39 protein-coding genes are annotated in these 23,754 nt (G+C 54.7%); all 39 read right to left on the bottom strand.

The window, feature by feature from the left end; genetic code table 11:
* Nucleotides 1–13: 13 nt before the first annotated feature.
* Nucleotides 14–802: a flagellar basal-body rod protein FlgG gene (flgG, locus tag DPEP_RS09890; protein ID WP_005661763.1), complete on the bottom strand. Its 789-nt coding sequence runs from the start codon at nucleotides 800–802 to the stop codon at nucleotides 14–16.
* A gap of 12 nt (nucleotides 803–814) precedes the next feature.
* Nucleotides 815–1,603, bottom strand: coding sequence for a flagellar hook-basal body protein (locus DPEP_RS09885; RefSeq protein ID WP_005661761.1), 789 nt, complete (start codon nucleotides 1,601–1,603; stop codon nucleotides 815–817).
* 15 nt (nucleotides 1,604–1,618) lie between these two features.
* Nucleotides 1,619–2,671, bottom strand: coding sequence for a rod shape-determining protein (gene mreB, locus DPEP_RS09880; protein WP_005661760.1), 1,053 nt, complete (start codon nucleotides 2,669–2,671; stop codon nucleotides 1,619–1,621).
* Nucleotides 2,672–2,735: 64 nt separating this feature from the next.
* Nucleotides 2,736–3,479, bottom strand: a complete 744-nt coding sequence (gene truA, locus DPEP_RS09875) for a tRNA pseudouridine(38-40) synthase TruA (protein ID WP_005661758.1) — start codon at nucleotides 3,477–3,479, stop codon at nucleotides 2,736–2,738.
* On the bottom strand, nucleotides 3,476–4,288 hold the full coding sequence (locus DPEP_RS09870) for an energy-coupling factor transporter transmembrane component T family protein (protein ID WP_005661755.1): 813 nt from the start codon (nucleotides 4,286–4,288) through the stop codon (nucleotides 3,476–3,478). The genes truA and DPEP_RS09870 overlap by 4 nt, the downstream gene beginning before the upstream one ends.
* A 5-nt stretch (nucleotides 4,289–4,293) precedes the next feature.
* Nucleotides 4,294–5,124: an ATP-binding cassette domain-containing protein gene (locus DPEP_RS09865; RefSeq protein WP_005661754.1), complete on the bottom strand. Its 831-nt coding sequence runs from the start codon at nucleotides 5,122–5,124 to the stop codon at nucleotides 4,294–4,296.
* Nucleotides 5,115–5,939 (bottom strand): energy-coupling factor transporter ATPase, encoded by an 825-nt coding sequence (locus DPEP_RS09860; protein ID WP_005661752.1) that lies wholly within the window; start codon nucleotides 5,937–5,939, stop codon nucleotides 5,115–5,117. The genes DPEP_RS09865 and DPEP_RS09860 overlap by 10 nt, the downstream gene beginning before the upstream one ends.
* A 3-nt stretch (nucleotides 5,940–5,942) precedes the next feature.
* Nucleotides 5,943–6,293, bottom strand: a complete 351-nt coding sequence (gene rplQ, locus DPEP_RS09855; protein ID WP_005661750.1) for a 50S ribosomal protein L17 — start codon at nucleotides 6,291–6,293, stop codon at nucleotides 5,943–5,945.
* Nucleotides 6,290–7,354 carry a DNA-directed RNA polymerase subunit alpha gene (locus DPEP_RS09850; RefSeq protein ID WP_005661748.1) on the bottom strand — a complete coding sequence of 355 codons (1,065 nt, stop codon included), beginning with the start codon at nucleotides 7,352–7,354 and terminating at the stop codon, nucleotides 6,290–6,292. The genes rplQ and DPEP_RS09850 overlap by 4 nt, the downstream gene beginning before the upstream one ends.
* 48 nt (nucleotides 7,355–7,402) lie before the next feature.
* Entirely contained in the window at nucleotides 7,403–7,795 is a 393-nt protein-coding gene (rpsK, locus tag DPEP_RS09845) for a 30S ribosomal protein S11 (RefSeq protein ID WP_005661746.1), read from the bottom strand.
* Nucleotides 7,796–7,821: 26 nt separating this feature from the next.
* Nucleotides 7,822–8,190, bottom strand: a complete 369-nt coding sequence (rpsM, locus tag DPEP_RS09840) for a 30S ribosomal protein S13 (RefSeq protein WP_005661744.1) — start codon at nucleotides 8,188–8,190, stop codon at nucleotides 7,822–7,824.
* Nucleotides 8,191–8,194: 4 nt separating this feature from the next.
* A complete protein-coding gene (rpmJ, locus tag DPEP_RS13095; RefSeq protein ID WP_005661742.1) occupies nucleotides 8,195–8,320 on the bottom strand; it encodes a 50S ribosomal protein L36 in 126 nt (41 codons plus the stop codon).
* Between the two features lie 61 nt (nucleotides 8,321–8,381).
* A complete protein-coding gene (infA, locus tag DPEP_RS09835; protein ID WP_005661740.1) occupies nucleotides 8,382–8,603 on the bottom strand; it encodes a translation initiation factor IF-1 in 222 nt (73 codons plus the stop codon).
* A 12-nt stretch (nucleotides 8,604–8,615) separates the two neighbouring features.
* On the bottom strand, nucleotides 8,616–9,389 hold the full coding sequence (gene map / locus DPEP_RS09830) for a type I methionyl aminopeptidase (RefSeq protein ID WP_005661738.1): 774 nt from the start codon (nucleotides 9,387–9,389) through the stop codon (nucleotides 8,616–8,618).
* Nucleotides 9,389–10,033 carry an adenylate kinase gene (locus tag DPEP_RS09825; RefSeq protein WP_005661736.1) on the bottom strand — a complete coding sequence of 215 codons (645 nt, stop codon included), beginning with the start codon at nucleotides 10,031–10,033 and terminating at the stop codon, nucleotides 9,389–9,391. The genes map and DPEP_RS09825 overlap by 1 nt, the downstream gene beginning before the upstream one ends.
* Before the next feature lie 11 nt (nucleotides 10,034–10,044).
* Nucleotides 10,045–11,340 carry a preprotein translocase subunit SecY gene (gene secY / locus DPEP_RS09820; RefSeq protein ID WP_040382590.1) on the bottom strand — a complete coding sequence of 432 codons (1,296 nt, stop codon included), beginning with the start codon at nucleotides 11,338–11,340 and terminating at the stop codon, nucleotides 10,045–10,047.
* 1 nt (nucleotide 11,341) lies between these two features.
* Nucleotides 11,342–11,788 carry a 50S ribosomal protein L15 gene (rplO, locus tag DPEP_RS09815; RefSeq protein ID WP_005661732.1) on the bottom strand — a complete coding sequence of 149 codons (447 nt, stop codon included), beginning with the start codon at nucleotides 11,786–11,788 and terminating at the stop codon, nucleotides 11,342–11,344.
* A gap of 13 nt (nucleotides 11,789–11,801) precedes the next feature.
* Entirely contained in the window at nucleotides 11,802–11,987 is a 186-nt protein-coding gene (gene rpmD / locus DPEP_RS09810) for a 50S ribosomal protein L30 (protein WP_005661731.1), read from the bottom strand.
* A gap of 14 nt (nucleotides 11,988–12,001) precedes the next feature.
* On the bottom strand, nucleotides 12,002–12,502 hold the full coding sequence (rpsE, locus tag DPEP_RS09805; RefSeq protein ID WP_005661729.1) for a 30S ribosomal protein S5: 501 nt from the start codon (nucleotides 12,500–12,502) through the stop codon (nucleotides 12,002–12,004).
* Nucleotides 12,503–12,514: 12 nt separating this feature from the next.
* Nucleotides 12,515–12,883 carry a 50S ribosomal protein L18 gene (gene rplR, locus DPEP_RS09800; RefSeq protein WP_005661727.1) on the bottom strand — a complete coding sequence of 123 codons (369 nt, stop codon included), beginning with the start codon at nucleotides 12,881–12,883 and terminating at the stop codon, nucleotides 12,515–12,517.
* A gap of 13 nt (nucleotides 12,884–12,896) precedes the next feature.
* Nucleotides 12,897–13,436: a 50S ribosomal protein L6 gene (gene rplF, locus DPEP_RS09795; protein WP_005661725.1), complete on the bottom strand. Its 540-nt coding sequence runs from the start codon at nucleotides 13,434–13,436 to the stop codon at nucleotides 12,897–12,899.
* A gap of 15 nt (nucleotides 13,437–13,451) precedes the next feature.
* Nucleotides 13,452–13,856 carry a 30S ribosomal protein S8 gene (gene rpsH, locus DPEP_RS09790; RefSeq protein ID WP_005661723.1) on the bottom strand — a complete coding sequence of 135 codons (405 nt, stop codon included), beginning with the start codon at nucleotides 13,854–13,856 and terminating at the stop codon, nucleotides 13,452–13,454.
* Nucleotides 13,857–13,880: 24 nt separating this feature from the next.
* Entirely contained in the window at nucleotides 13,881–14,066 is a 186-nt protein-coding gene (locus DPEP_RS09785; RefSeq protein WP_005661721.1) for a type Z 30S ribosomal protein S14, read from the bottom strand.
* 18 nt (nucleotides 14,067–14,084) lie between these two features.
* Entirely contained in the window at nucleotides 14,085–14,627 is a 543-nt protein-coding gene (gene rplE, locus DPEP_RS09780; RefSeq protein WP_005661718.1) for a 50S ribosomal protein L5, read from the bottom strand.
* A 16-nt stretch (nucleotides 14,628–14,643) separates the two neighbouring features.
* Nucleotides 14,644–14,970, bottom strand: a complete 327-nt coding sequence (rplX, locus tag DPEP_RS09775) for a 50S ribosomal protein L24 (protein WP_005661716.1) — start codon at nucleotides 14,968–14,970, stop codon at nucleotides 14,644–14,646.
* Nucleotides 14,971–14,983: 13 nt separating this feature from the next.
* Nucleotides 14,984–15,352: a 50S ribosomal protein L14 gene (gene rplN, locus DPEP_RS09770; RefSeq protein WP_005661714.1), complete on the bottom strand. Its 369-nt coding sequence runs from the start codon at nucleotides 15,350–15,352 to the stop codon at nucleotides 14,984–14,986.
* Nucleotides 15,353–15,355: 3 nt separating this feature from the next.
* Complete coding sequence (rpsQ, locus tag DPEP_RS09765) at nucleotides 15,356–15,655, bottom strand: 30S ribosomal protein S17 (protein ID WP_005661711.1); 300 nt, start codon at nucleotides 15,653–15,655, stop codon at nucleotides 15,356–15,358.
* Between the two features lie 6 nt (nucleotides 15,656–15,661).
* The gene (gene rpmC, locus DPEP_RS09760) at nucleotides 15,662–15,874 is read right to left on the bottom strand and encodes a 50S ribosomal protein L29 (RefSeq protein WP_005661709.1); all 213 of its coding nucleotides are present in this window, start codon (nucleotides 15,872–15,874) and stop codon (nucleotides 15,662–15,664) included.
* A 3-nt stretch (nucleotides 15,875–15,877) separates the two neighbouring features.
* Nucleotides 15,878–16,300, bottom strand: coding sequence for a 50S ribosomal protein L16 (gene rplP / locus DPEP_RS09755; protein ID WP_005661707.1), 423 nt, complete (start codon nucleotides 16,298–16,300; stop codon nucleotides 15,878–15,880).
* Complete coding sequence (gene rpsC / locus DPEP_RS09750; RefSeq protein ID WP_005661706.1) at nucleotides 16,300–16,983, bottom strand: 30S ribosomal protein S3; 684 nt, start codon at nucleotides 16,981–16,983, stop codon at nucleotides 16,300–16,302. Before rpsC ends, rplP begins: the two co-directional genes overlap by 1 nt.
* A 12-nt stretch (nucleotides 16,984–16,995) precedes the next feature.
* The gene (gene rplV, locus DPEP_RS09745; RefSeq protein ID WP_005661705.1) at nucleotides 16,996–17,328 is read right to left on the bottom strand and encodes a 50S ribosomal protein L22; all 333 of its coding nucleotides are present in this window, start codon (nucleotides 17,326–17,328) and stop codon (nucleotides 16,996–16,998) included.
* Between the two features lie 14 nt (nucleotides 17,329–17,342).
* Complete coding sequence (gene rpsS / locus DPEP_RS09740; RefSeq protein WP_005661704.1) at nucleotides 17,343–17,624, bottom strand: 30S ribosomal protein S19; 282 nt, start codon at nucleotides 17,622–17,624, stop codon at nucleotides 17,343–17,345.
* An 18-nt stretch (nucleotides 17,625–17,642) separates the two neighbouring features.
* The gene (gene rplB / locus DPEP_RS09735) at nucleotides 17,643–18,470 is read right to left on the bottom strand and encodes a 50S ribosomal protein L2 (protein WP_005661703.1); all 828 of its coding nucleotides are present in this window, start codon (nucleotides 18,468–18,470) and stop codon (nucleotides 17,643–17,645) included.
* A gap of 21 nt (nucleotides 18,471–18,491) precedes the next feature.
* Nucleotides 18,492–18,788: a 50S ribosomal protein L23 gene (gene rplW, locus DPEP_RS09730; RefSeq protein ID WP_005661701.1), complete on the bottom strand. Its 297-nt coding sequence runs from the start codon at nucleotides 18,786–18,788 to the stop codon at nucleotides 18,492–18,494.
* Nucleotides 18,788–19,408 (bottom strand): 50S ribosomal protein L4, encoded by a 621-nt coding sequence (rplD, locus tag DPEP_RS09725; protein WP_005661699.1) that lies wholly within the window; start codon nucleotides 19,406–19,408, stop codon nucleotides 18,788–18,790. The genes rplW and rplD overlap by 1 nt, the downstream gene beginning before the upstream one ends.
* A 27-nt stretch (nucleotides 19,409–19,435) precedes the next feature.
* Nucleotides 19,436–20,062, bottom strand: a complete 627-nt coding sequence (rplC, locus tag DPEP_RS09720) for a 50S ribosomal protein L3 (protein WP_005661697.1) — start codon at nucleotides 20,060–20,062, stop codon at nucleotides 19,436–19,438.
* A gap of 31 nt (nucleotides 20,063–20,093) precedes the next feature.
* Nucleotides 20,094–20,399 (bottom strand): 30S ribosomal protein S10, encoded by a 306-nt coding sequence (gene rpsJ / locus DPEP_RS09715; RefSeq protein ID WP_005661695.1) that lies wholly within the window; start codon nucleotides 20,397–20,399, stop codon nucleotides 20,094–20,096.
* Nucleotides 20,400–20,414: 15 nt separating this feature from the next.
* On the bottom strand, nucleotides 20,415–21,614 hold the full coding sequence (gene tuf, locus DPEP_RS09710) for an elongation factor Tu (protein ID WP_005659225.1): 1,200 nt from the start codon (nucleotides 21,612–21,614) through the stop codon (nucleotides 20,415–20,417).
* 24 nt (nucleotides 21,615–21,638) lie between these two features.
* A complete protein-coding gene (gene fusA, locus DPEP_RS09705) occupies nucleotides 21,639–23,705 on the bottom strand; it encodes an elongation factor G (protein WP_005661692.1) in 2,067 nt (688 codons plus the stop codon).
* Between the last annotated feature and the right edge of the window lie 49 nt (nucleotides 23,706–23,754).

Here is a 23,754-nt window from a genome sequence, read left to right as displayed (position 1 = left end):
AATCCTCCTATTGTTAGCGTTTGAGGCCGTTTGCAACTTCCAGAAGTCTATCGGCGGTCTGAATGGTCTTGGAGTTTGCCTCGTAAGCTCTCTGAGCGACTATCAGGTTGACCATTTCCTCCACTACCTGTACGTTCGACCTCTCGAGTATGCCCTGCTGAAGGGTGGGAAAACCGTCGTCTCCCGGATTGCCTATCTGAGGATCTCCGCTGGCTGCGGTTTCCCTGAAAAGGTTGCGCCCTATGGCCCTAAGGCCCGCAGGGTTCACGAAACGAACCAGCTCTATCTGACCTATTTCCTGAGCCTCGTCGTCGCCGGGCTGGCTTACGTAGACCTGTCCGGTAGAGCTTATGGTTATGTCCGTTCCGTCCTCCGGTATGACTATGGCGGGCTCCAAAAGATAACCGTCGGAGGTGACTATCTGTCCGTCGCCGTCTCTCTGCCATTCTCCGTTAGCCGAATAGGCTATATCCCCGTTGGGGAGGACGACCTGAAAGTAAGCGTTGCCCTCTATGGCGACGTTTAAAGGTGCATCGGTAACCTCGTAGCTGCCGGGGGTGGTTATCCTGGAGGTTCCGTTGACCCTGGCTCCCAGTCCGACCTGTATTCCAGTGGGTACCGTAGTCCCCCCCTCTACGGGAGAACCCGGTTCGCGGTTTATCTGGTATAGAAGGTCGGCGAAGTTGGTCCTTACCTTCTTATAGCCCACGGTGTTGACGTTGGCTAGATTGTTGGAGGTAACGTCTAGATTGGTCTGTTGGGCTACCATTCCTGTAGCGCCGGTCCAAAGAGATCTTATCATTGTTTATCCTCCTTAAGGCTTAGCCAAGGACGTTATGAGCTGTCCGGTCATATCGTCGGAAGTCTGGATTCCCTTAGACGCGGCTTCGTAGGCTCTCTGTGCCTCTATCAGGCGGACCATCTCCTCGACGACGTTGACGTTTGAACGCTCCAGTACCCCCACCGCCACCTGAGGAACTTCGACGGGAGCAGGAGCCCCGGAGTCCTCCGTCTCTGCCAAAAGGTTTTTGCCCATCTGCCTGAGGGCGGTAGGCGACTCGAATCCCACTATGTCTATCTGAGCCACAGCGATCCCATCTGCGATCACCTGTCCGTCGTCGGTAAAAGATACGGCAGCGGCTTCCCCTACGTCGATAGGTCCTCCGTCTCCCACGAGAAGATATCCGTCTGGATTGACCAGCTGCCCCCCCTCGTTGACTAGGAAATGACCGGATCGGGAGTAGAATTGGTTGCCCTCTCCGTCCTGAAGTACGAAAAAACCTTCTTCGTCCGTCAAAGCAACGTCCATAGGGGAATCGGTAACCTGCAGGTTCCCCTCGTCGGTGGACATATACGTCTCGGAAAGCACCTGGTTCATGGAGGCGTTTCCGATAGGGTGACTCCTCCAAGGCCAAGGAGGGATCTCCCCCTGCCCTTTGGCGGGATCGACCCTTTCCATTAGAACCTCTGGAAATGACTTGGCTATAGGTTTTCTAGCCCTGAACCCAGCCGTGTCTACGTTCGCCAGGTTGTTGGCGGCACAGTCGGTGACTCCCTGCTGCACCATCATGGCCGATACTCCGGCGTAAATGCCTTTATGCACTTTTAGCGTCCCTCCTCACCAGCGACGGCGACGTCCTCTTCTGGCCGAGAAAAGGATACCTCCTTTTCCAGAATCCAGCAGCCTGTTTATGTTCGCCAGGGCTATTCCGGTTCCCAGAGCGACGCACTCGGTAGGCTGATCCGCCGCAAAACATCTGATTCCGGTCTGTCTGGATATGAGCTCCGGCAGACCTCTTAAGAGGGACCCTCCTCCGGTAAGAACGATCCCTCCGTCTATAATATCGGCGGAAAGCTCCGGCGGCGTGAGCTCCAAAACGTTTCTAACACCGTCGACGATGGATTGGACCCTCTCTCCTATGGCGGAACAGACGCTTCTACTGCTGACCTCTATCTGTCTGGGCAGTCCCTGGACCAGGTCCCTGCCCTTCAAGGTCATCTCCGTTTCCTCTCCGTCGGCCAAGCATGTTCCTATCATTATCTTAAGATTTTCGGCCATCTGCTCGCCTATGGCTAGGTTGTACTGCCTACGAAGGTAGCGCATTATGCACTCGTCGAACTTGTCTCCTCCGATTCGCAGCGATTTGGATATCACGATACCGCCCAAGGATATCACCGCTATGTCGGTGGTGCCACCGCCTATGTCGACCACCATTTTTCCTCTGGGCTCCTCGACGTTCAGCTGAGCTCCTATGGCCGCGGCCATGGGTTCCTCTATGAGATAGGCCTCTCTGGCTCCCACCTCTACGGCTGCCTCCAGGACGGCTCGCCTCTCTACGTCTGTGGCCCCGGATGGAACGCATATCATGACCCTGTTCCTGAAAAACCTGCGAATGCCGGTGTTGACCCGTCTCATGAAATATCTGAGCATGGTCTCGGTCATCGTGTAGTCCGCTATAACTCCGTCTCTAAGGGGGCGGACCGATATGACATTTCCCGGTGTCCGTCCCACCATGTTTTTAGCCTCGTACCCTACGGCCAGGATTTTTCCCGATTCCTGATCCACCGCCACGACCGAGGGCTCCCGAAGGACGACACCTTTACCCTTGACGTAGATCAGGACCGTCGCCGTCCCCAAATCTATGCCTATATCGTTTCCCAAACCAAACACGTGGCAGTCTCCTCCTCAATTACGACTTAGATCCTCGAACTCGATAACGTCTACGATTCTACCGTTAAAAATCGTCGTAGCCAACCCGCCAAAAGAATAATCCCGAAGCGGGAGCCGTCGTAGCCGAGTCTACTCTCGTTCCTCCGAGAAGCAGCCTTTCGAACCATTCTAGTCTTTTCTTTCCGGTCGCTACGGCATCGATGTTCCCGAGGATTATTCTCACCATGTTAGTGAGAAACCCTTTACCCCTTATCCTGAAGATGGACAGCCTTCCTCTCCTTATATGCCTTACACTGAACAGTGTTCTCACGGCGTTTTCAGGACATTCGGAGAGTCTACAGAAGGCGCCGAAATCGTGTTCCCCGACCAAAGCCCTGCAACATCCGTCGACCGCGTCCATGTCCCAATCGTCTCTCTTTCTCCACCAGACCATGTCACGGACATGGGGAAAACAGGAAGGCCCGTGCCATACAAAGTAGGCGTATTCCCTCCATAGAGCGCTCCGTCTAGCGTCAAAATCGTCCGGGACCGCCGAGGCCCTCATAACCGAGACGTGTTCGGGAAGATTGGCGTTTACCGCAAGAGTGAGCCTGTAGGGATCCCATGTTTTCGACAATTCGAAGGATGCCACCTGACCTCTGGCGTGGACTCCGCTGTCGGTTCTTCCAGCACCGGAAACTTTGACGGGAGCCCCTTCAAGAACGGTAAGAGCTTCTTCGAGAACTTCCTGCACCGTTATCGAATCCGGTTGCAGCTGCCAACCGGAAAAGTGATTGCCTTCATAGGATAACTCCAATGCGTACTTCATAGGCCGATGTTCCTTTCGAGGACGGTCAGAGCTACCACCACGGTCAGTACGAAGCCCAAGGATAGGGTTTCTCCGGTCCCCCAGGCAAAAGGACGCATTCTGGTTCGTCCTCCTCCACCTCTGTAGCATCTGGCTTCCATGGCTACGGCAAGATCGTCGGCCCTCTGAAATACTATCACGAACAGAGGAATAAGTACGGGTATAAAGGCCTTTAGTCTCTTGATCAATCCTCCCCTATCGAGATCAGCCCCCCTTGCGAGCTGAGCTTTCATTATCCTGTCGGTCTCGTTCATCAAGGTCGGAATGAATCTTAAGGCGATGGTCATCATCATTGCCATTTCATGCGCGGGAAGCCCCAGTCTTTTAAAGGGAGACAACAAAGATTCTATACCATCAGCCAATGCCATAGGACTAGTGGTCAAGGTCAAGAGGTTGGCGAAGAGGATCAGAAACAGGAGCCGAAGGGCCATATAGGCGCCCAATCGAACTCCTTCTTTCGTAATCGATATGGGACCTATTTCAAACAGAGGAGTCCCCGATGTGAAGAAGAGATTTATTATAGCAGTGAATATTATAAGAAACATTATCGGCCTTACCGTCCTGAGAAGGACGGGGATGCCTATTTTCGAGATAAGGCTCAACAGCCACAACAGACCTCCCCAAAAGATAAAGCCTACAGGGGAATCCACCAGAAATACACCGGTCAGAAGGATCAGGACCGACATAATTTTACATCTGGGATCACATCTGTGAACGGGGGAATCCGCCGGTATGTACTGTCCGAAACTCAGGTTATCTAGGAATTTCAAACCGATCAGCTCCTATCAGCGATGAAGTCCGCAAGGTAGATGGGATCGCAGCTGAAGGGGATCTCCATGCCTCTGTTTTTAACGCCCAGCCAAATTTTGCATATATCGGGCAGAACCAATCCGGAGACCGGTCGACTTTCCAAGGAGAGGACTATTTCCTCCGGACTACCCTGACAGGCTATCGTACCTTTTTCGAGAGCGATGATCCTATCGCTCAGGTCCAGAGCTATCTCTAGATCGTGAGTCACCATTATGACCGCCGTTCCATCTGAGTGTATTCTGGAAAGCAGTTCTACCAGACGATGACGGCCCGAGGCGTCCAGTCCTGCTGTAGGTTCGTCCAAGACCAGATAGGAAGGCCTAACCGCCAATACAGAGGCAATGGCGACCCTTCTTTTTTCGCCACCGGACAACTTGAATGGGGATCTTTCCAGATAGGATTCGTCCAGTCCGACCTGCTCCATGACCTCAGCCAGGGTTCGATCGATATCGTCGATTTCACCCCAGTTCTTAGGTCCGAAGGAGAGTTCTTCCCTGACGGTTTCGGCAAAAAGCTGTTGTTCCGGATACTGGAATACTAGGCCGACTTTGCGTCTGATCTTTCTGAGGTCTTTCTTTACGTCCGTGGATAGGCCGTCCACCAGGACGCTGCCTTCGTCGGGAAGCAGGAGAGCATCCAGATGCTGCGCTAATGTGGATTTGCCGCTTCCGGTATGGCCGACTATGGAGACCCATCCACCATCGGGTACCTCCATAGAGATGTCTCTCAGAGCTACCGTCTCAAGCGGGGTTCCTCTATGGTAGATATGGGTCAAGTTATTCACTTCTATCGACATAGCCGGTTCACCAACCCTTCGACGGTGAGGATGACGTCATCTTCACATAGACCCCGTTCCCTGAGACGACGCCAGAAAGAGACTATCGGAGGAAGCTCTAGCCCCCATGAAGTCAGTTCAGGTTCTTTGAACAGGTCCTCGGGAAGTCCGTCCCAGATCAACCGACCTGCCTGTAAAACGACCGCTCTGGTCGCCTTTCGTATTTCCTCAAGCCTGTGGGTTATGTGGATTATCGTTATTCCGTGACCGTGAAGTTCTTCCAATAGGGCCATCACCTCACCTCGTCCCTGAGGGTCGAGCATAGCGGTAGGTTCATCTAGAACTATACAGGGAGGTTCCATGGCTATGGCCCCTGCGATAGCCAGACGTTGCTTCTGACCTCCCGACAGGGTGTAGGATGCCGATTTAGCTTTGTCGCTCAATCCCGCAATATCGAGAGCTTTTTTGACTCTGTTCTCAATTTCGTCGGGAGGAAGACCCAGGTTTTCCGGTCCGAAGGCGGTGTCGTCCTCCACCACCGTGGAGACGATCTGGTTTTCCGGGTTTTGAAATACCATCGAGATGGTCTTTCTTATCTCCCAGAGATTCCTCTCGTCTCTGCTGTCCATCCCGGATATAAAACAAGCGCCCTGCATCGGAGCGAGCAGGGCGTTAAGGTGTTTTGCCAGCGTGGACTTGCCGGAGCCATTGCCGCCCAAAAGAGCGAGCCATTCGCCCCGCCGCACCTCCAGGGATATGTCCCTGAGGGCGGGATTGCCTTCCTCAACGTAGGAATAACCTATTCTATCGAGGGAGGCAATGGAAAGTTCGTCCATCCTCTAGACCAGGGAGATGACCGCCATGGGAGCGGCGTCGCCGTTACGATACCCCGTACGGACGATACGGGTGTAACCGCCGGGACGCTCGGAATAGCGTTTGGCCACGTCGTCGAAAAGCTTGTTGACTGCGATTTTGTGGTTCATCTTGGAGATGACGATCCTTCTATCGTGAAGGGACCCTCCCCTGGCTCTCGTGATGATCTTTTCCGCCACTCGGCGCACCTCTTTGGCCTTCGCCACCGTGGTCTCGATGCTTTCCTCGATGATAAGGCTGGCTACCATGTTGGCCAACATGGCCTTACGATGGCTGCCGTGGCGACCGAGCTTTCTTCTATCGACTCGATGTCTCATTCAGACTCGTCCTCCTTGTCCGTTGTGTCTCCAGTTTTTTCGTCCTGGAGCGAGAAACCAAGGTTCTCCAACTTTTCCTCGATTTCCCTGAGGGAGATCTTTCCGAGATTCCGGATTTTAAGGAGATCGTCCCTCCCGCGACTCACCAGGTCGCCGATGGTGTGGATACCCCCTCGCAGGAGGCAGTTTTCGCTTCTGATGGAGAGTTCGAGATCTCGAACGCCTCTGGAAAGGAGGGTGTTCTCCTCGCTTTCCTGCTCGGTTTCAGTCTCTTCTTCTGCCACAGAGATCTCCTGAGACTCCACGATCTCGGGATCAGTATGCTCCGATGGGTGTAACTTCTGGATTTCCTCTACGACTATGGTGAAATATTTCCTCAGGAGCCTAGCCGCCTCGGCTACCGCCAGATCGGGCTTTACCACTCCGTTGGTGTCGACGTCCATGACGATCCTCTCGTAGTCAGTCCTCTGGCCGACTCTCTCCGCCTGGACCTCGTACTTGACCCTCTGTATCGGGGTGAATATGGCGTCTATCAACAACGAATCCATAGGCAGATAGGCCGGTTTAGGTCTATCTGCTGGCGCATAACCGACTCCCTGTTCGATATAGACTTCCAGTGAGAGACGAGCTCCCTCAGCCAAGGTACAGATGTAGGCTTCGGGATCGACAAACTCTATCTCGCTGTCGGGTTGAAAATCGGCGGCTGTTACCCTCCGCTCTCCCTCGGCCTCGAGCCTCAGCACCCTGACTTCAGGACTGTAGGACCGTATCGGTACGTGTTTAAGGTTCAACAGCAACTCGATGACGTCCTCCCCGACCCCAGGGATGGTGCTGAACTCATGGACGACGCCGTCGATACGCACCGAGGTGATGGCAGCCCCCTTGATGGAGGACAACAATACCCTGCGGAGGGCGTTACCTATGGTTACGCCGAACCCCCGCTCCAGGGGACCGACGACGATCCTGGCACTGGTCGCCGAACATTCCTCAACTCGGATTTCAGGCCTCATAAACTCCAATGATCCCAACACCTTTCGCTGATAAATCGTCTTTTCTCCCATTCCTTATGACCGCCGGCCACATGTGGATTCCGTGACCGCAAGACACGGCTATACGCGACGTCTCTTGGGAGGACGGCATCCGTTGTGGGGGATCGGTGTGTCGTCTCTGATGCTGTTGACCTGAAGTCCCGCCCCCTGGAGAGCTCTTATGGCGGACTCTCGGCCAGGACCGGGGCCCTTGACTATGACGTCTACCTCTTTAAGTCCGTGATCCTGTGCGGCTTTGGCCGCCTGCTGCGAGGCGATCTGAGCCGCAAAGGGAGTGGACTTTCTGGTTCCCTTGAATCCTACGTTACCACCGGAAGCCCATGAAATAACGGCTCCGCCCTTATCGGTTATGCTCACGATAGTGTTGTTGAAAGTGGAAAATACGTGAGCAACTCCGTAGGATATATTCTTTTTCTCTTTTCTCTTGCCTCTACGCTGAGTACGCTTGGCCACGAAGGTCTACCTCCTTTGACTCCCGGCTATTTCTTCTTGCCGGCAACGGTTCGTTTCGGACCTTTTCTGGTTCTGGCATTGGTCTTGGTCCGCTGGCCTCGAAGGGGAAGACCCTGTCTGTGACGGATACCCCGGTAGCAACCGATGTCCATGAGCCTCTTTATGTTCATGGTCACCTCTCGACGAAGATCTCCCTCAACGGTGTAGCCGTTCTGGATCTCGGACCGAAGCTTCTGGGTCTCCTCCTCGGTCAGATCCTTGACCCTGGTATCGGGGTTCACACCGGTGGTGGCCAAGATCTTCTTAGACGTGGTCAGACCTATTCCAAATATATAGGTGAGACCTATTTCAACCCTCTTCTCGCGGGGCAGATCGACTCCTGAAATGCGGGCCATCGCCTTACCTCCTCGCTCCCTGACGCTGCTTATGACGGGGGTTGCGGCTGCAGATGACTCTGACCACACCTCTCCGCTTTATCACACGACAATATTCACATATCGGTTTTACCGAAGATCTGACTTTCATGATATACGCTCCTCCTGCTCGTCTTCCTCTAGGAAACGGAGTCTTAGAACGGACGAAAAAACTATTTATATCTATAGGTGATTCGTCCCCTTGTCAAGTCGTAGGGCGAAAGCTCCACCAAGACCTTGTCTCCTGGCAATATTCTTATAAAATGCATTCTCATCTTACCGGACACGTGGGCCAGTATCTTGTGGTCGTTCTCGAGCTTAACCTTGAACATAGCGTTGGGCAGAGGCTCTACGACTACTCCGCGTACTTGGATAACATCGTCTTTGTTGGCCATGGATTTCCCTCCTTAGTCTTCCCAGGGAGTTAGGATCTCGGGGGTTCCCTCGGTTATGAGGACTGTTCTCTCAAAATGGGCCGCATCGGATCCGTCGGCGGTGGAGACAAGCCAACCATCCGAACCTTGGACAAGTTCCTCCCGTCCAGCCATGACCATGGGCTCTATAGCCAAGGTCATGCCGGCCTTCAGGGTTATTCCCCGTCCCGGTCGTCCGTAGTTGGGGACCATAGGCGCCTCGTGAGGTCTCTTTCCTATGCCGTGTCCCGAGTACTCCCTTACCAGGCCGTAGCCCGCAGGTATGACCAGAGATTCAACGGCGTTCCCGATATCGCCCAGGGTATTTCCGGCCCTGGCTGCCTCTAAGGCAAGATCCAGACTCCGTTTGGTTATATTCAGGAGGTCTTGGCGGCTATCGGAGATCTCTCCCACCGGGTAGGTGTAACAGGCATCTCCGTGATAACCGTCGTAGCAGGCCATTATATCGACGCTGACGATGTCACCGTTTTCAAGGTATCGATCCTCGCTCGGGATCCCGTGCACCACCTCGTCGTTTACCGAGGTACACACTGATGCAGGGTAGGGATCCGGTATTCCCGGGACCTTATATCCCTTTTCAGAGGGATAGGCCCCGGCCTTCCGGATATAATCCTCCGCCGCTCTGTCTATATCGGCGGTCGTTATGCCGGGCCGGATCATGTCCTTGAGGAGCATGATCACGTCGGCCACTATACGGCCGGCCCGGCGCATCTTTTCTATCTCGCGGGTTTTTTTGATCGAGATCATTAGACCCGTCCGACGATTGAATCGATCTTATCGGGGACGTCGTCGCCGTCCGCCGCATCTATTCTGTGAAGCTGTCCCCTCTCCTCATAATAGGAGATAAGGGGAGCCGTCTGATTATGATAGACAGCTAACCTATTTCGGATGACTTCCTCTCGGTCGTCATCCCTCTGGTAGAGCTCTCCTCCACACTGATCACAGAGGTCTCCCTTGGCAGAGGGCTTGAATGTCACGTTGAAGATCTTTCCGCATCCCCTGCACATTCTGCGTCCGGAGAGACGTTTGACGACGGTCTCGTCGTCGACGTCCAGAAGCACCACCCCGTCCAGGACGAGTCCGAGCTTTTTCAACATAACGTCCAGAGCCTCTGCCTGAGCCACTGTCCTGGGAAAACCGTCGAGAAGAAAGCCTTCGGAACAATCGCTTTCCTGAAGACGCTCCTCCATCATCTCGACTATAACCTCGTCGGGAACGAGTTTTCCCGCGTCCATGTAGCTTTTGGCTTTACGTCCCAGATCTGTCTCAGCTTTGACGTTGGCCCTGAGTATGTCTCCGGTCGATATGTGAGCCACCGCATGGCGCTCCATTATCTTTTCCGCCTGGGTTCCCTTCCCTGCTCCGGGAGGTCCAAGGAGAATGATTCTCATATCGACACCGCCTAGAACCTCAGGATACCGGCACCGGCGCCATTACGACGTTTCAGGATGCCCTCGTAGTGTCTCATCAACAGCTGACCCTCGACCTGATGTACGAGATCCAAGGCAACACCGACCACGATGAGGACGGCGGTCCCACCGAAGTAGAAGCTGGTTATCCCCATGAGATTGGTCATCACCGTAGGTATCAGGGCTATGACGGCGAGGAAAAGAGCACCGCCCAGGGTGATCCTGGACATTACCTTTTCGATGTAATCAGAGGTGGGTTTTCCGGGGCGTATACCGAGGATAAAGCCACCGTATTTCTTCATATTGTTCGCCACATCGCTGGGATTGAAGACCATAGCGGTGTAAAAATAGGCGAAAAACAATATCAAGGTTACGTAGAGAACCGAATAGAGCCAGCTACCGGGAGCCAGCATATTCTGCATCTTGATCGCTATATCTCCGGAGAAAAACTTGAGCACCGTATAAGGAAAGATCAATATGGAGGAAGCAAATATTATCGGCATGACCCCTCCCTGGTTGACCTTCAAAGGAATAAAGGTACTCTGACCTCCGTAGACCTTGTTGCCGACGACTTTTTTGGCGTACTGAACCGGAAGACGTCTCTGACCTTCCTGTAAGACTATACAACCGGCCACCACGACTATCATGACCATCAGAGCCAATAGGACGATCAGTGCGTGAAGCTCTCCGAGATGGAGCATGTTCCAGGTTCTTATAGTGGCTTCGGGAATTCTGGCTACAATTCCGGCGAATATCAACAGAGAGATTCCGTTTCCTATTCCGTGATCGGATATTTCCTCGCCCAACCACATAACCGCTATGGCTCCTGCGATTATGGTCAAAATGGCGGTCACCATGCCTAGTGCACCACCGGAGAAGACACCTACCCTCTGAAGCCAGAAGACCATTCCGACGGCCTGGATAGCGGCGAAACCAAGTGTGCTCAACCTGGTGATCTGAATGATTTTCTTCTGTCCTTCCGGTCCTTCCTTCTGCATTTTTTCAAGAGCCGGGAACACGACCACCAAAAGCTGCATGACGATGCTGGCGTTGATGTAAGGCGCGACACCGAGAGCGAATATACTGAATCGTCTCAACGCGCCTCCGGCGAACATATCCAGAAACCCGAGCACGCCGCCTCCCTCGAAGAGGTGCGCCATGGCGGCGGAGTCAATTCCCGGAGTGGGAATATGAGCCCCGAGGCGGAAAACGAAAAGCATCCCCATAGTAAAGAGAATCCGCCTTTTAAGATCCGGAAGCCTGAATGCATCTCGGAAGGAATCCAGCACCTCAGATCACCTCGGCTTTCCCGCCGGCCGCCTCTATTTTCTTGATGGCCTCGGCGCTGAAAGCGTTGACCTTGACGGTCAAGGCCTTGGAAATGTCCCCCTTCGCCAAGACTTTCACCAGGCCCTTTTCGTCGCTTATAAGCCGCTTGGCGGCCAGTTCGGTGGCGGTGATGACCGAACCTGATTCGAAACGGGACTCGAGAAGATCCAGGTTGACGACCTGGTAGGAGGTCCCGAAACGAGCGTTGTTGAATCCCCTCTTAGGAGTTCTGCGAACCAAAGGCATCTGTCCGCCTTCGAAACCGGGGCGAACTCCGCCTCCGCTTCTGGACTTCTGTCCCTTATGTCCCCGACCGGAGGTCTTTCCGCTGCCGCATCCTGCGCCGCATCCAACCCTTTTGGGTTTTCTCTTCGTTCCCGGTGCGGGATGGAGATCGTTGAGTTTCACTGGACTTCCCTCCCTATTCCTCTACGGTCGAACATTCGACAAGGTGAGCAACCTTGGCCACCATGCCCCTGATCTGAGGAGTATCCTCATGGATCACCGTAGAGTTTAGCTTCTTGAGGCCCAAAGCCTTGACGGTCCTCTCCTGCTTGGGAGGACGACCTATGGTGCTTCTCTTCCAGGTGATGATAAGTTTAGCCATATCGATCACCTGTCCTAAGCGGTTTCCTGAGTGCGCTTCTTGCCGCGAAGCGCCAGGATCTCGTCCGGAGTTCTTAGGGCACCTACCGCGGACAAGGTAGCACGAGCCACGTTGATGGGGTTGTTGGTACGTCCGACGATCTTGGTGAGAACGTCTTTGACCCCACCGAGCTCCATGATGGCTCGGACCACTCCGCCAGCGATTACTCCCGTACCGGGGGCTGCCGGCTTGAGAAGAACTTCGGCGGATCCGAACTTCCCGATGATGGGATGGGGAAGGGTTTTTCCGACCTTCTTGACCACCCTGAGATCCTTCTTGGCGGCCTCTATGCCCTTGCGGACGGCCTCGGAGATCTCACGAGCCTTGCCCATGCCTACGCCTACTTTGCTCTCGCCGTCTCCAACGACAACCAGGACGCTGAAACGGAAGCGTTTTCCGCCCTTGACGACCTTGCTGACCCGGTTGATCGCGACGACGCGCTCCAGCATATCGGAGTTTGCCTGTCTACCGTTCATGCTCCATCCTCCTTACAGCTTCAGGCCCGCCTCGCGAGCGGCCTCGGCCAGCGCCTTGACGCGACCGTGATACATATGACCGCCCCTATCGAAGACGACCTCGGAGATCCCTTTGTCCAGAGCTCTGCGGGCCACTAGCTCGCCGACCGCCTTAGCGGCGTCCACGGTGCCGTGGACCTGGAGCTCTGCCTTGAGGGCCTTGTCGAGGGTGGAAGCCGATGCCAGGGTACGTCCCACAGTATCGTCTATAATCTGGACGTAGATCTCGTTCAGGCTCCGGAACACCGACATTCTGGGACGCTCGGAGGTTCCTTTGAGCTTGCGACGAAGCCGAAGATGACGGACGACCCTCATCCTGTTTCTGCCTTTTATCTTGATCATGATGCGATCACCCCTACTTGGCTCCGGCTTTGCCGGCCTTACGAATTATGTGCTCGCCCTCGTAACGGATGCCCTTGCCCTTATAGGGCTCGGGCGGACGGTATCCCCTGATGATAGCGGCGGTCTGACCGACTAGCTGCTTGTCGATTCCCTTTACGCTTAACTTCGTAGGACCGTCTGTGGCGAACTCTATGCCCTCTGGCGCCTCGTGGATCACCGGATGGGAGAATCCAAGGCTCAACTGAAGGTTGCTTCCCTGCATCTGAGCCCTGTACCCTACTCCGACGATCTCGAGCTTTATCTCGTAGCCATCGGTTACTCCGGTCACCATGTTCTGAATCATGGCACGGACCATCCCGTGGGCCGACTTGGTCTTCTTTAGTTCGTTAGCCCTCGCTACCTTGACGATACCATCGGAGACCTCGACGGAGATATCCTGGATCGTGGGCATGGAAAGCTCTCCCTTAGCCCCTTTGACGACGATCTTGTCGTTCGCTACGGAGACCGTGGTTCCGCTTGGAAGGGTTACGGGTTTAAGTCCGATTCTAGACATGTATGCCTCTCCCCCCTACCAGATGTAGCAGACGACCTCTCCACCACTGCCAGAGGTTCTGGCTTCAGCGTCAGTCTTTAGACCGCTGGAGGTGGAGATGATGGCGATGCCGAGGCCGCCCATTACCTTGGGCAGCTTGTCCTTGCCTACATACATTCTGCGTCCGGGCTTGCTTATGCGACGCAGTCCCTGTATGACCCTCTCCCTGTTGGGACCGTAACTGAGGAATACCCTCAGGATCCCGTAGGGTTTCTTAGGATCGTTGATAACCTTGTAGTTCTTTATATAGCCCTCGCCCTTAAGTATCTTGGCTATGGAGAGCTTCGTCTTACTGATGGGAATGTCCAGCGAATCATGATACACCATGTTGGCATTTCTGATCCGAGTGAGCATATCCGCTATAGGATCGTTAACGTACATCCCGTGTGTGCCCCCTTTCAGTGACTACCAGCTGGACTTGACGATGCCGGGAATCTTGCCTTCCCTCGCCAGCTTGCGGAAGCAGCAGCGGCACATGTTGAACTTCCGCATATATCCGTGAACACGGCCGCAGATAGGGCACCTGTTATGCTGACGTACCTTGAACTTGGGCGTCAAAGTCGCCTTGTGCTCCATGGCTTTTCTGGCCATACTCCGTTACCCCTTCCTCTACCTTGCGAAGGGCATGCCCAGCTTGGAAAGCAGGGCCAGTCCCTCTTCATCGGTATTCGCGGTCGAGACGAACGTTATGTTCATCCCCTTGGACACCATGATCTTGTCGTAGTCGATCTCGGGAAAGATTATCTGTTCCTTGAGACCGAGGTTATAGTTACCCCTTCCGTCAAAGGCCTTGCCGGATATGCCCCGGAAGTCCTTAATACGAGGGAGAACGACGCTGACCAGCCTATCCAGGAACTCCCACATACGACTGCCCCTAAGGGTCACGGAACAACCGACGGGAACGCCCTCTCTGAGCTTGAAACCGGCTATGGACTTCTTAGCCCTCTTCATCATGGGTCGCTGTCCCGCTATGGTAGCCAGCTCGGACATGGCGGCGTTGACGTATTTGGCGTCCTGTTTGCCTTCACCGACTCCGATGTTGATCACTATCTTGACGAGACGAGGGATCTCCATTGGGTTGCTGTAGCCGAACTCCTTATGAAGGGCCGGAGCAGCCTCGCCTTGATATTTCTCGAGCATACGAGGTTTCATTTCCGTACCTCCTCCGCTAGATCTGGTCCACGATCTCGCCGCTAACCTTGGCGACTCTGACCTTGCGACCGTCCTCAAGGAAGGCATGTCCGACCCTGGTGGGTTTCCCGGTGGTCGGACAGACCAGCATCACCTTACAGGCATATATGGGGTTCTCCTGCTTGACGATGCCGCCTTGAGGGCTCTTCTGGGAGGGCTTGGCGTGCTTGGAGGCCATGTTGACCCCCTCGACCACGACCATGTCCCTGTCCTTGCTTTTGAGGACCTTGAGGACCTTGCCCTCTTTTCCCTTGTCTTTACCGGAGATCACACGGACGCGATCGCCTTTTTTTAATCTGTTCATACCATGTGCCCCCTTACACTACCTCGGGAGCCAGAGAGAGAATTCTCATGTATTTCCTGGCCCGAAGTTCCCTGGCCACAGGGCCAAAGATACGGGTTCCCCTGGGGTCCCCGTTGTTGTCGATGATCACTGCGGCGTTGTCGTCGAAGCGAACGTAGGATCCGTCGACACGGCGATGTTCCTTCTTGGTTCTGACTATGACCGCCTTGACCACTTTCCCCTTGGGGATGTTGCTGTTGGGAATGGCTTCCTTTACGGAGGCCACTATGACGTCGCCGACATTGCCCCAACGGCGACGGCTTCCGCCCACGACCTGGATGCACATGATCTTCTTGGCTCCAGAGTTGTCCGCCACGTTAAGGACGGTACGAAGCTGGATCATGACCTACGCCTCCTCTTTAGACTCGGTAGTACTATCTCCGAGTACGGGAGCTCTCTCGATTATCCTGACGACGGACCAGCGCTTCGTCTTGCTCAAGGGGCGCTCCTCGCCGATCAGGACTCTGTCACCTATGCGACAGGAGTTCTCCTCGTCATGGACGATAAACTTCTTTGACTTTATGATCCTCTTTCCATAGAGAGGATGCATGGCGTGACGGATAACCTGGACCGAGATGGACTTTTCCATCTTGTCGCTGACTACGGTTCCGACACGAGTTTTACGATGGGGTGTACGGGTCTCCATCTGTCCTTACCTCCTTCCACCGATTCCCAGACCTTGTTCTTTCTCGTGAACGACGGTAAGGACTCTGGCGATGGTTTTCTTGACGTCTTTGATCCTGCTCGTGTTCTTGAGCTGACCGATGGCGTTCTGGAAGCGCAGGTTAAAGAGCTCTTCTTTGTACTGACGATGCTTTTCCTGCAGCTCTTCTATTGTCAAATCACGCAGACTCTTGGCATCCATGGCTTACTCACCACCCAAACCTTCCCGAGCCACAAGCCTCACCTTGATCGGAAGCTTGTAGGAGGCCGTTCTGAAGGCCCTCTCGACGATCTCGCGGGACACCCCCGCAACCTCGAACATGATACGTCCCCTCTTGACCGGAGCCACCCAGAATTCCGGCGACCCCTTACCTTTACCCATTCGGGTCTCCAGGGGCTTCTTCGTGTAGGCCACGTCGGGGAATATCCTTATCCAAACCTTACCGCCCTTACGAAGCTTCCTGGTGATCGCGATACGGGTGGCCTCTATCTGACGAGCGGTTATATAGCCGCACTCAAGGGCCTGAAGACCGTATTCTCCGAAGGCTACGTAGGCACCGCCCTTGGTGTCTCCCTTAAGCTTCTCTCGATGAGGTCTGCGCCATTTGGTGCGCTTGGGCATCAACATCAGCTACGCCCCCCATCTCTACGACCCCTCCTGGGCTGTCTCGGCGCAGGAGTGTTGATGGCCTTCTCGTCCCTGTAGATCCAGACCTTGACGCCTATGACGCCATACATGGTCTTAGCCTCGGCCAGACCATAGTCGATGTCGGCCCTGAGCGTGGAGAGAGGAAGCTGTCCTTCGTTGTACCACTCGGTTCTGGCTATCTCGGCTCCACCGAGACGTCCGGCACACTGGATCTTGATGCCCTTGCCGCCAGCCTTCATGGTCCTGAAGATGGACTGTTTCATGGCGCGACGGAAGCTTACCCTGTGCTCCAACGCAGCGGCCACGTTTTCAGCCACAAGCTGGGCCTCGACCTCGGGGTTCTTGATCTCCTGAACGTTGATCATTACCTTAGAGCCAGTCATGGCCTGAAGCTCTTCCTTGACCTTCTGGATCTCCGAGCCGCCTTTTCCTATAACTACACCAGGCCGGGCGGTCCAAATCGAAAAGCGTATTACCTTACCCACTCTCTCGATCTCGACCTTGGAGATGCTTGCGCCATCCCAGCGAGCCTTGATCCAATCACGAAGCTTGAGATCCTCGTGAAGGTTCTTGGCGTAGTTCTTGCCGTCGGCGAACCAACGGGACTCCCAGTCCCGGATGACACCGACTCTATATCCTACGGGGTGTACTTTCTGACCCATCTTTAGCCCTCCTTAACGTTCGGCTACCGACACGGTGATGTGGCTCGTGCGATGGCGGTAGGGATGGGCCCGACCCATCGACACCGGACGGAAACGCTTCATGCTGGGCCCCTGATCGGCAAAGGCCTCGACTACCACGAGCTTATCGATGTCAAGTCCGTAGTTGTGCTCGGCGTTGGCCACGGCACTCTTGAGCACCTTTTCGATGACCTTGGCAGCCTTCTTCGGGGTGTATCTGAGGACGACCAAAGCGTCGCCTACCTTCTTGCCCCTGATCAGAGGCAGCACCTGGCGCACCTTAAAAGGAGAGACGCGGACCTGTTTGGCACGTGCTCTTGCCTCCATAATCCTATTCCTCCCTATCTTACGCCGGAGCGGCGCTCCTGTCCGGCGTGACCGCCGAACTTCCTGGTGGGAGCGAACTCCCCGAGCTTGTGACCGACCATGTTTTCACTGATGTAAATAGGTATGTGAATACGGCCGTTGTGTATGGCGATGGTGTGTCCGATCATCGCCGGAACTATCATGCTGGCACGGGACCAGGTCTTGACGACCTTCTTCTCCCCGCTCTCGTTGAGAGTTTCTACGCGGCTGAGAAGTTTCTGTTCGACGAAGGGTCCCTTCTTGGCAGAACGAGCCATTGATTTACCCCCTTATCTCTACTTGGCAAACCGGCGACGGACGATGAACTTATCCGAAGGCTTCTTCCGGCGGGTTCTATATCCCTTTGCGGGCGTTCCCCAAGGAGATACAGGGTGTTTATGGGACTTGCTTCGTCCCTCACCGCCGCCCATGGGATGGTCAACTGGGTTCATGACCATGGCGCGAACGTGGGGTTTCCGGCCAAGCCAACGGGTTTTACCGGCCTTACCTATGCTGGCGTTTTCATGCTCCGTATTGCCGACCTGTCCCACTGTAGCCATACACTCCAACAGCACGAGACGAAGCTCTCCGCTGGGCATACGGACGAAGGCGTATTTGCCTTCCTTTGCCATCAACTGAGCGGTGGTTCCGGCGGAACGGACCATTACTCCGCCTCTACCGGGCTCCAGCTCGATGTTGTGGATCATGGTACCTACAGGGATGTCGGACAACTTAAGAGCGTTGCCTGGAGTTATGTCCGCCTCGGGCCCTGCCATGATGGTCATCCCAACCTGAAGTCCTACAGGGCAAAGGATGTAACGTTTCTCTCCGTCGGCATAGTGGATCAGAGCGATCCTAGCCGAACGGTTGGGGTCATATTCCACGGTGGCAACCTTGCCGGGAACCCCGATCTTGTTTCTCTTAAAATCTATGATACGGTACCTTTTGGCGTTTCCGCCCCCACGATGGCGCATCGTGATCCTACCGTTGTTATTTCTACCGCCTTTTTTAGCGATAGGGGCCAAAAGCGAACGCTCCGGCTCGCTCTTGGTAACCTCTTCGTAGGTCTGGATGCTCATGAAACGCCGACCCGGCGTCGTGGGATTATATTTCTTGATTCCCATTGTTCCGTCCTCCCGTCAGAGCTAAACGCTGGCGCCTTCGAAGAACTCTATGCGTTCCCCTTCAGCCAGAGTAACGATGGCCTTTTTCCAGGCCCGGCTCTTCCCCAGGAACACTCCCATCCTCTTGGGCTTGGAACGGACCTTCAGGGTATGGACCTTCTCGACCTTGACCTTGAAAACCGTCTCAACGGCCTTACGGACCTCGGTCTTGTTTGCCTGGGGATGAACCTCGAAGGTGTACTTGTTATCCTCCATCATACGGCTGCTTTTCTCGGTGATGATAGGCCGAACGATGATATCGTGAGCCATAAGTTTCATTAGGCGTACACCTCCTCCAGCTTCTTAACGGCACCGGCGCTGATAAAAACGTGTCCGTGCTTCAACAGGTCGTAGACGTTGATGCTGTCCACGTGAAGGACGTCTGCTCCGGGTATGTTTCTCGTGGACATAGAGATGTTTTCGTCCCTGTGATCCACTATCACGAGGGGTTTTTCCACCCCGAGGGACTGAAACAGGCCCTTCATGATCTTGGTCGAGGGCTTCTCCATGGAGAAAGCCTCGAATCCCATCAACTGGGCGTCCCGGATCTTCTGAGACAGCGCACTGCAGATGGCGAGTCTCCTAACCTTCTTGTTGACCTTCTGACGGTAGTTTCTCGGCTTGGGACCGTGAGTAACTCCGCCTCCGACCCAGATGGGCGAACGGCTGCTGCCGTGACGGGCACGACCGGTGTGCTTTTGCCTCCAAGGCTTCTTTCCGCCTCCGCGGACGTCGCCTCTGCCCTTGGTACAGTGGGTACCTTGACGCCTGTTGGCGAGCTGAGCGACCACCACCTGGTGCATAGCGGGAACGTGAAGCGGTACGTCGAAGACGTTACCGGACAGAGACAGTTCCCCGGTCGACTCGCCGGTTATAGTGACAAGCTTGATGCTCGGCATTTTTCTTGACCTCCTTAACCGTGCCGACTAGCCCTTTTTGTGGAGCAGGACCAGGCCGTTTTTGGCACCGGGGATGGCCCCCTTGACGAGGACGAGGTTATTCTCCACATCCACGGCCACCACGGTTAGGTTCTTCACGGTGACCTGCTCGTTGCCGAGCTGTCCGGGCATCGTTTTGCCCTTGAATACGTGGCTGGGATAGCTGCTGGCGCCGCTGGAGTTCGGCTTTCTATGGGTTTTAGACACGCCGTGGCTCGCAGGAGCTCCGCCGAAGTTGTATCTCTTTATTACTCCGGCAAACCCCTTACCTTTACTGACCCCGGTAGCGTCAACTTTCTCGCCGGCCTCAAAGATGGTTACGTCCACGGCATTTCCGACTTCGTAATCCGAAGCGTTGGAGATCCGGAACTCCTTGAGCCAGCGCTTGGCCTCACTCTGCGCTTTGTCGAAGAAACCCTTAAGAGGTTTCGTGACTTTTCGGGGCTTGACCTTACCGAACCCTAGAAGGATGGCGTCGTAGCCGTTCTTCTCTTCGGTCCTAACCGCCAAAACCGGACAGGGTCCGGCCTCGACTACCGTTACGGGAACGGCCTGGCCATTTTCGTTATAGATCTGGGTCATGCCCAGTTTCTGCCCCAGGATACCAAGACTCATATTATTTCACTCCTTTGCTCAGAGCTTCCCACTAAAGCTTGATCTGAATATCTACTCCAGAGGGAAGATTCAGCTGCATAAGGGCGTCCATCGTCTTCTGATTGGGATCGATGATGTCGATTAGCCTCTTATGGGTTCTCATCTCAAACTGCTCTCTCGCATCCTTATCCACGTGGGGGGACTTGAGGATACAGAATTTATTGACTTCCGTAGGAAGGGGGATCGGACCAGAGACCCTTGCCCCGCTTCTATCCGCAGTCTCGGCTATCTGAGCGGCGGACGTGTCGAGGACCTTGTGATCGAAGGCCTTCAGACGAATGCGGATCTTCTTGGACACGGCGAAACCTCCAGGTTACTCGAGAATCTCGGTGACGACGCCGGCACCTACGGTGTGGCCGCCCTCACGAATAGCGAAGCGAAGACCGGTGTCCATGGCGATCGGGTGGATAAGCTCCACCTTGAAGGTGGCGTTGTCTCCGGGCATCACCATCTCCACTCCCTCGGGAAGCTCGATGGCTCCGGTTATGTCGGTGGTACGGAAGTAGAACTGGGGCTTGTAGCCCTTGAAGAAAGGCGTATGACGTCCGCCCTCTTCCTTCTTCAGAACGTAGACCTCCGCCTTGAACTTGGTGTGAGGCTTGATCGATCCCGGCTTGGACAGTACCTGTCCACGCTCGACGTCGTCCTTGCCGGTTCCACGAAGGAGAACCCCAACGTTGTCTCCTGCAAGAGCCTCGTCCAGGATCTTACGGAACATCTCAAGGGAGGTCGCCACGGTCTTCTGGGTGTCCTTGATTCCGACTATCTCAACCTCGTCGCCGGAATGGATGACTCCCTGCTCCACCCTTCCGGTTACGACTGTGCCGCGACCGGTGATGGTGAAGACGTCCTCGATGGGCATGAGGAAGGGCTTGTCGGTCTCACGAACGGGATCGGGGAAGTAGTCGTCACAGGCCTGCATGAGCGCCCAAATGTCCTTGCTCCACTCGCTCTCCCTGCCGCCGTCGCTCTCCTCGAGAACCTTCAGGGCGGAACCCCTGACTATCGGCACCTCGTCTCCGGGGAACTCGTATTTATCCAGAAGCTCCCTGATCTCCATCTCGACAAGATCCAGAAGCTCGTCGTCGTCCACCATGTCGACCTTGTTCATGAAGACCACAAGGGCCGGAACGTTCACCTGACGGGCGAGAAGAACGTGCTCCCTCGTCTGAGGCATCGGACCGTCCGCGGCGGAAACCACCAAAATGGCTCCGTCCATCTGGGCCGCTCCGGTGATCATGTTCTTGATGTAGTCGGCGTGTCCGGGACAGTCGATGTGAGCATAATGACGCTTGTCCGTCTGATACTCGATGTGAGCGATGTTGATCGTTATTCCGCGCTCTCTCTCCTCAGGGGCCTTGTCGATATCCTCGAATTTGGTGAAATCCGAATAGCCCTCGGTTGAAAGCGATTTCGAGATAGCCGCCGTCAAGGTCGTCTTCCCGTGGTCGATGTGACCGATGGTCCCTATGTTCAGATGCGGTTTTGTTCTTTCAAATTTCTCTTTTGCCATGGTACTCCCTCCTAATAAGAAGTCCTATTTCTTGAGGATTTCCTCGGCAACGCTTGCCGGGACGGCCTCATAGTGATCAAATTGCATGGTGTAGGTGGCTCGACCAGAGGTTTTGCTCCTTACGTCAGTGGCGTATCCGAACATCTCACCAAGGGGGACGTATGCTTTTATAGCCCTGGCGTTACCACGGATCTCCATGCCCTCGACCCTTCCACGACGGGAGGAAAGATCTCCCATGACATCTCCGACGTATTCCTCGGGAGTCACGACCTCCACGAACATCACCGGCTCCATAAGAGTCGGCCCGGCTTTTCTCATGGCTTCCTTGAACGCCATAGATGCGGCGATCTTGAACGCCATCTCGGAACTGTCGACATCGTGGTAGCTTCCGTAAACCAGCGAGACCTTCACGCCTATTACAGGAAAGCCTCCGAGTATACCGTTGGTGATGGCTTCCTCTATACCCTTCTGTACCGCAGGTATGTAATCTCTTGGGATGACTCCTCCGACGATCTTGTCCTCGAAGACAAAACCCTTGCATTCCTCAAGCGGCTCCATGTCGATAACCACGTCTCCATACTGCCCGCGACCACCGCTCTGACGAACGAACTTACCCTGGACCTGGGAGACCGCTTTAGTAATGGCCTCTCTGTAGGCGACCTGAGGACGACCGACGTTGACCCCGACCTTGAATTCCCTCTTGAGACGATCGACGATGATGTCGAGGTGAAGCTCGCCCATTCCAGAGATAACGGTCTGACCGGTCTCCTCGTCGTTGCGGACCACGAATGTGGGATCCTCTTCGGCCAGAGCGATAAGCCCCTTGGAGAGCTTGTCTTTGTCGCTTTGGGTTATGGGCTCGACCGCCAGAGAAATGACTGGCTCGGGGAACTCGAGATTCTCGAGAACGATCGGGTTCTTTTCGTCACAGAGGGTATCGCCAGTCCTGGTGTTCTTGAGGCTCGGAAGAGCCACTATCATACCAGCTCCGGCTTCGTCTATGTCGGTTCTTTTGTTGGCGTGCATCTGCAGAATCCTGCCGATACGCTCCCTCTTGCGACTGGTCGGATTGTAAATAGATGTCCCCGACTTAAGAACTCCCGAGTATATCCTGCAGAATGTCAGTTTACCTACGAAGGGGTCCACCGCTATTTTAAAAGCCAGCGCGGATACGGGTTCGTCTTCGTTGGCGTGCCTCTCCAGCTCCGATCCATCGTCAGGATCAACCCCCACTATAGCGGGAAGATCCATGGGGCTTGGAAGATATGCTACGACGGCGTCCAGAAGGGGCTGAACCCCTTTATTTTTGAAAGCCGTTCCGCACATTGCCGGGACGATATCTAGAGAGATGGTGCTCTTTCTGATAGCAGACCTGATCATGTCGTTGGAGACTTCCTCTCCCTCGAGGAAGAGGGCCATTATCTCCTCGTCAAAATCGGACAGGCACTCTATCATGGACTCTCTGTAGAGTTTTGCCTCTTCCATCATGTCCGCCGGAATCTCCTCTATGGTGGGCTCGGCACCCATCACGTCGGAAAAGAGTATCGCCTTCATCTCTATGAGATCGACGACTCCTTGAAAGTCCTCCTCGGACCCTATCGGAAGCTGAAGGGGGACTGCGGTAGCACCCAGCCTTTCCTTCAGCTGATCGACCACGGTGAGAAAATTGGCTCCAACCCGGTCCATCTTGTTGACGAAGGCTATGCGAGGAACATGATATTTATCGGCCTGACGCCACACGGTCTCGGACTGGGGCTCGACCCCGCCTACGGCACAGAAGACCGATATGGCTCCGTCGAGGACCCTCATGGAACGCTCGACCTCGACAGTAAAGTCCACGTGCCCGGGTGTATCAATTATATTGATATTATGGCCCTTCCACTGACATGTGGTAGCAGCGGAAGTGATGGTTATTCCTCTCTCACGTTCCTGCTCCATCCAGTCCATGGTGGCCGCGCCCTCGTGAACCTCACCGATCTTGTAGTTGCGCCCGGTGTAGAACAGGATACGCTCGGTGGTGGTCGTCTTACCTGCGTCTATATGCGCAGCTATTCCTATGTTTCTTATTTTATGTAGATCCATTCCAGCCATAATTATCACCTAGGACGCGTAACGTCGACTGACGAACATATCGTCAAGT

It is taken from the genome of Dethiosulfovibrio peptidovorans DSM 11002 (assembly GCF_000172975.1).
GTDB classification, from domain to species: Bacteria; Synergistota; Synergistia; order Synergistales; family Dethiosulfovibrionaceae; genus Dethiosulfovibrio; species Dethiosulfovibrio peptidovorans.
This window is presented reverse-complemented; position numbering and strand designations above follow the sequence as displayed.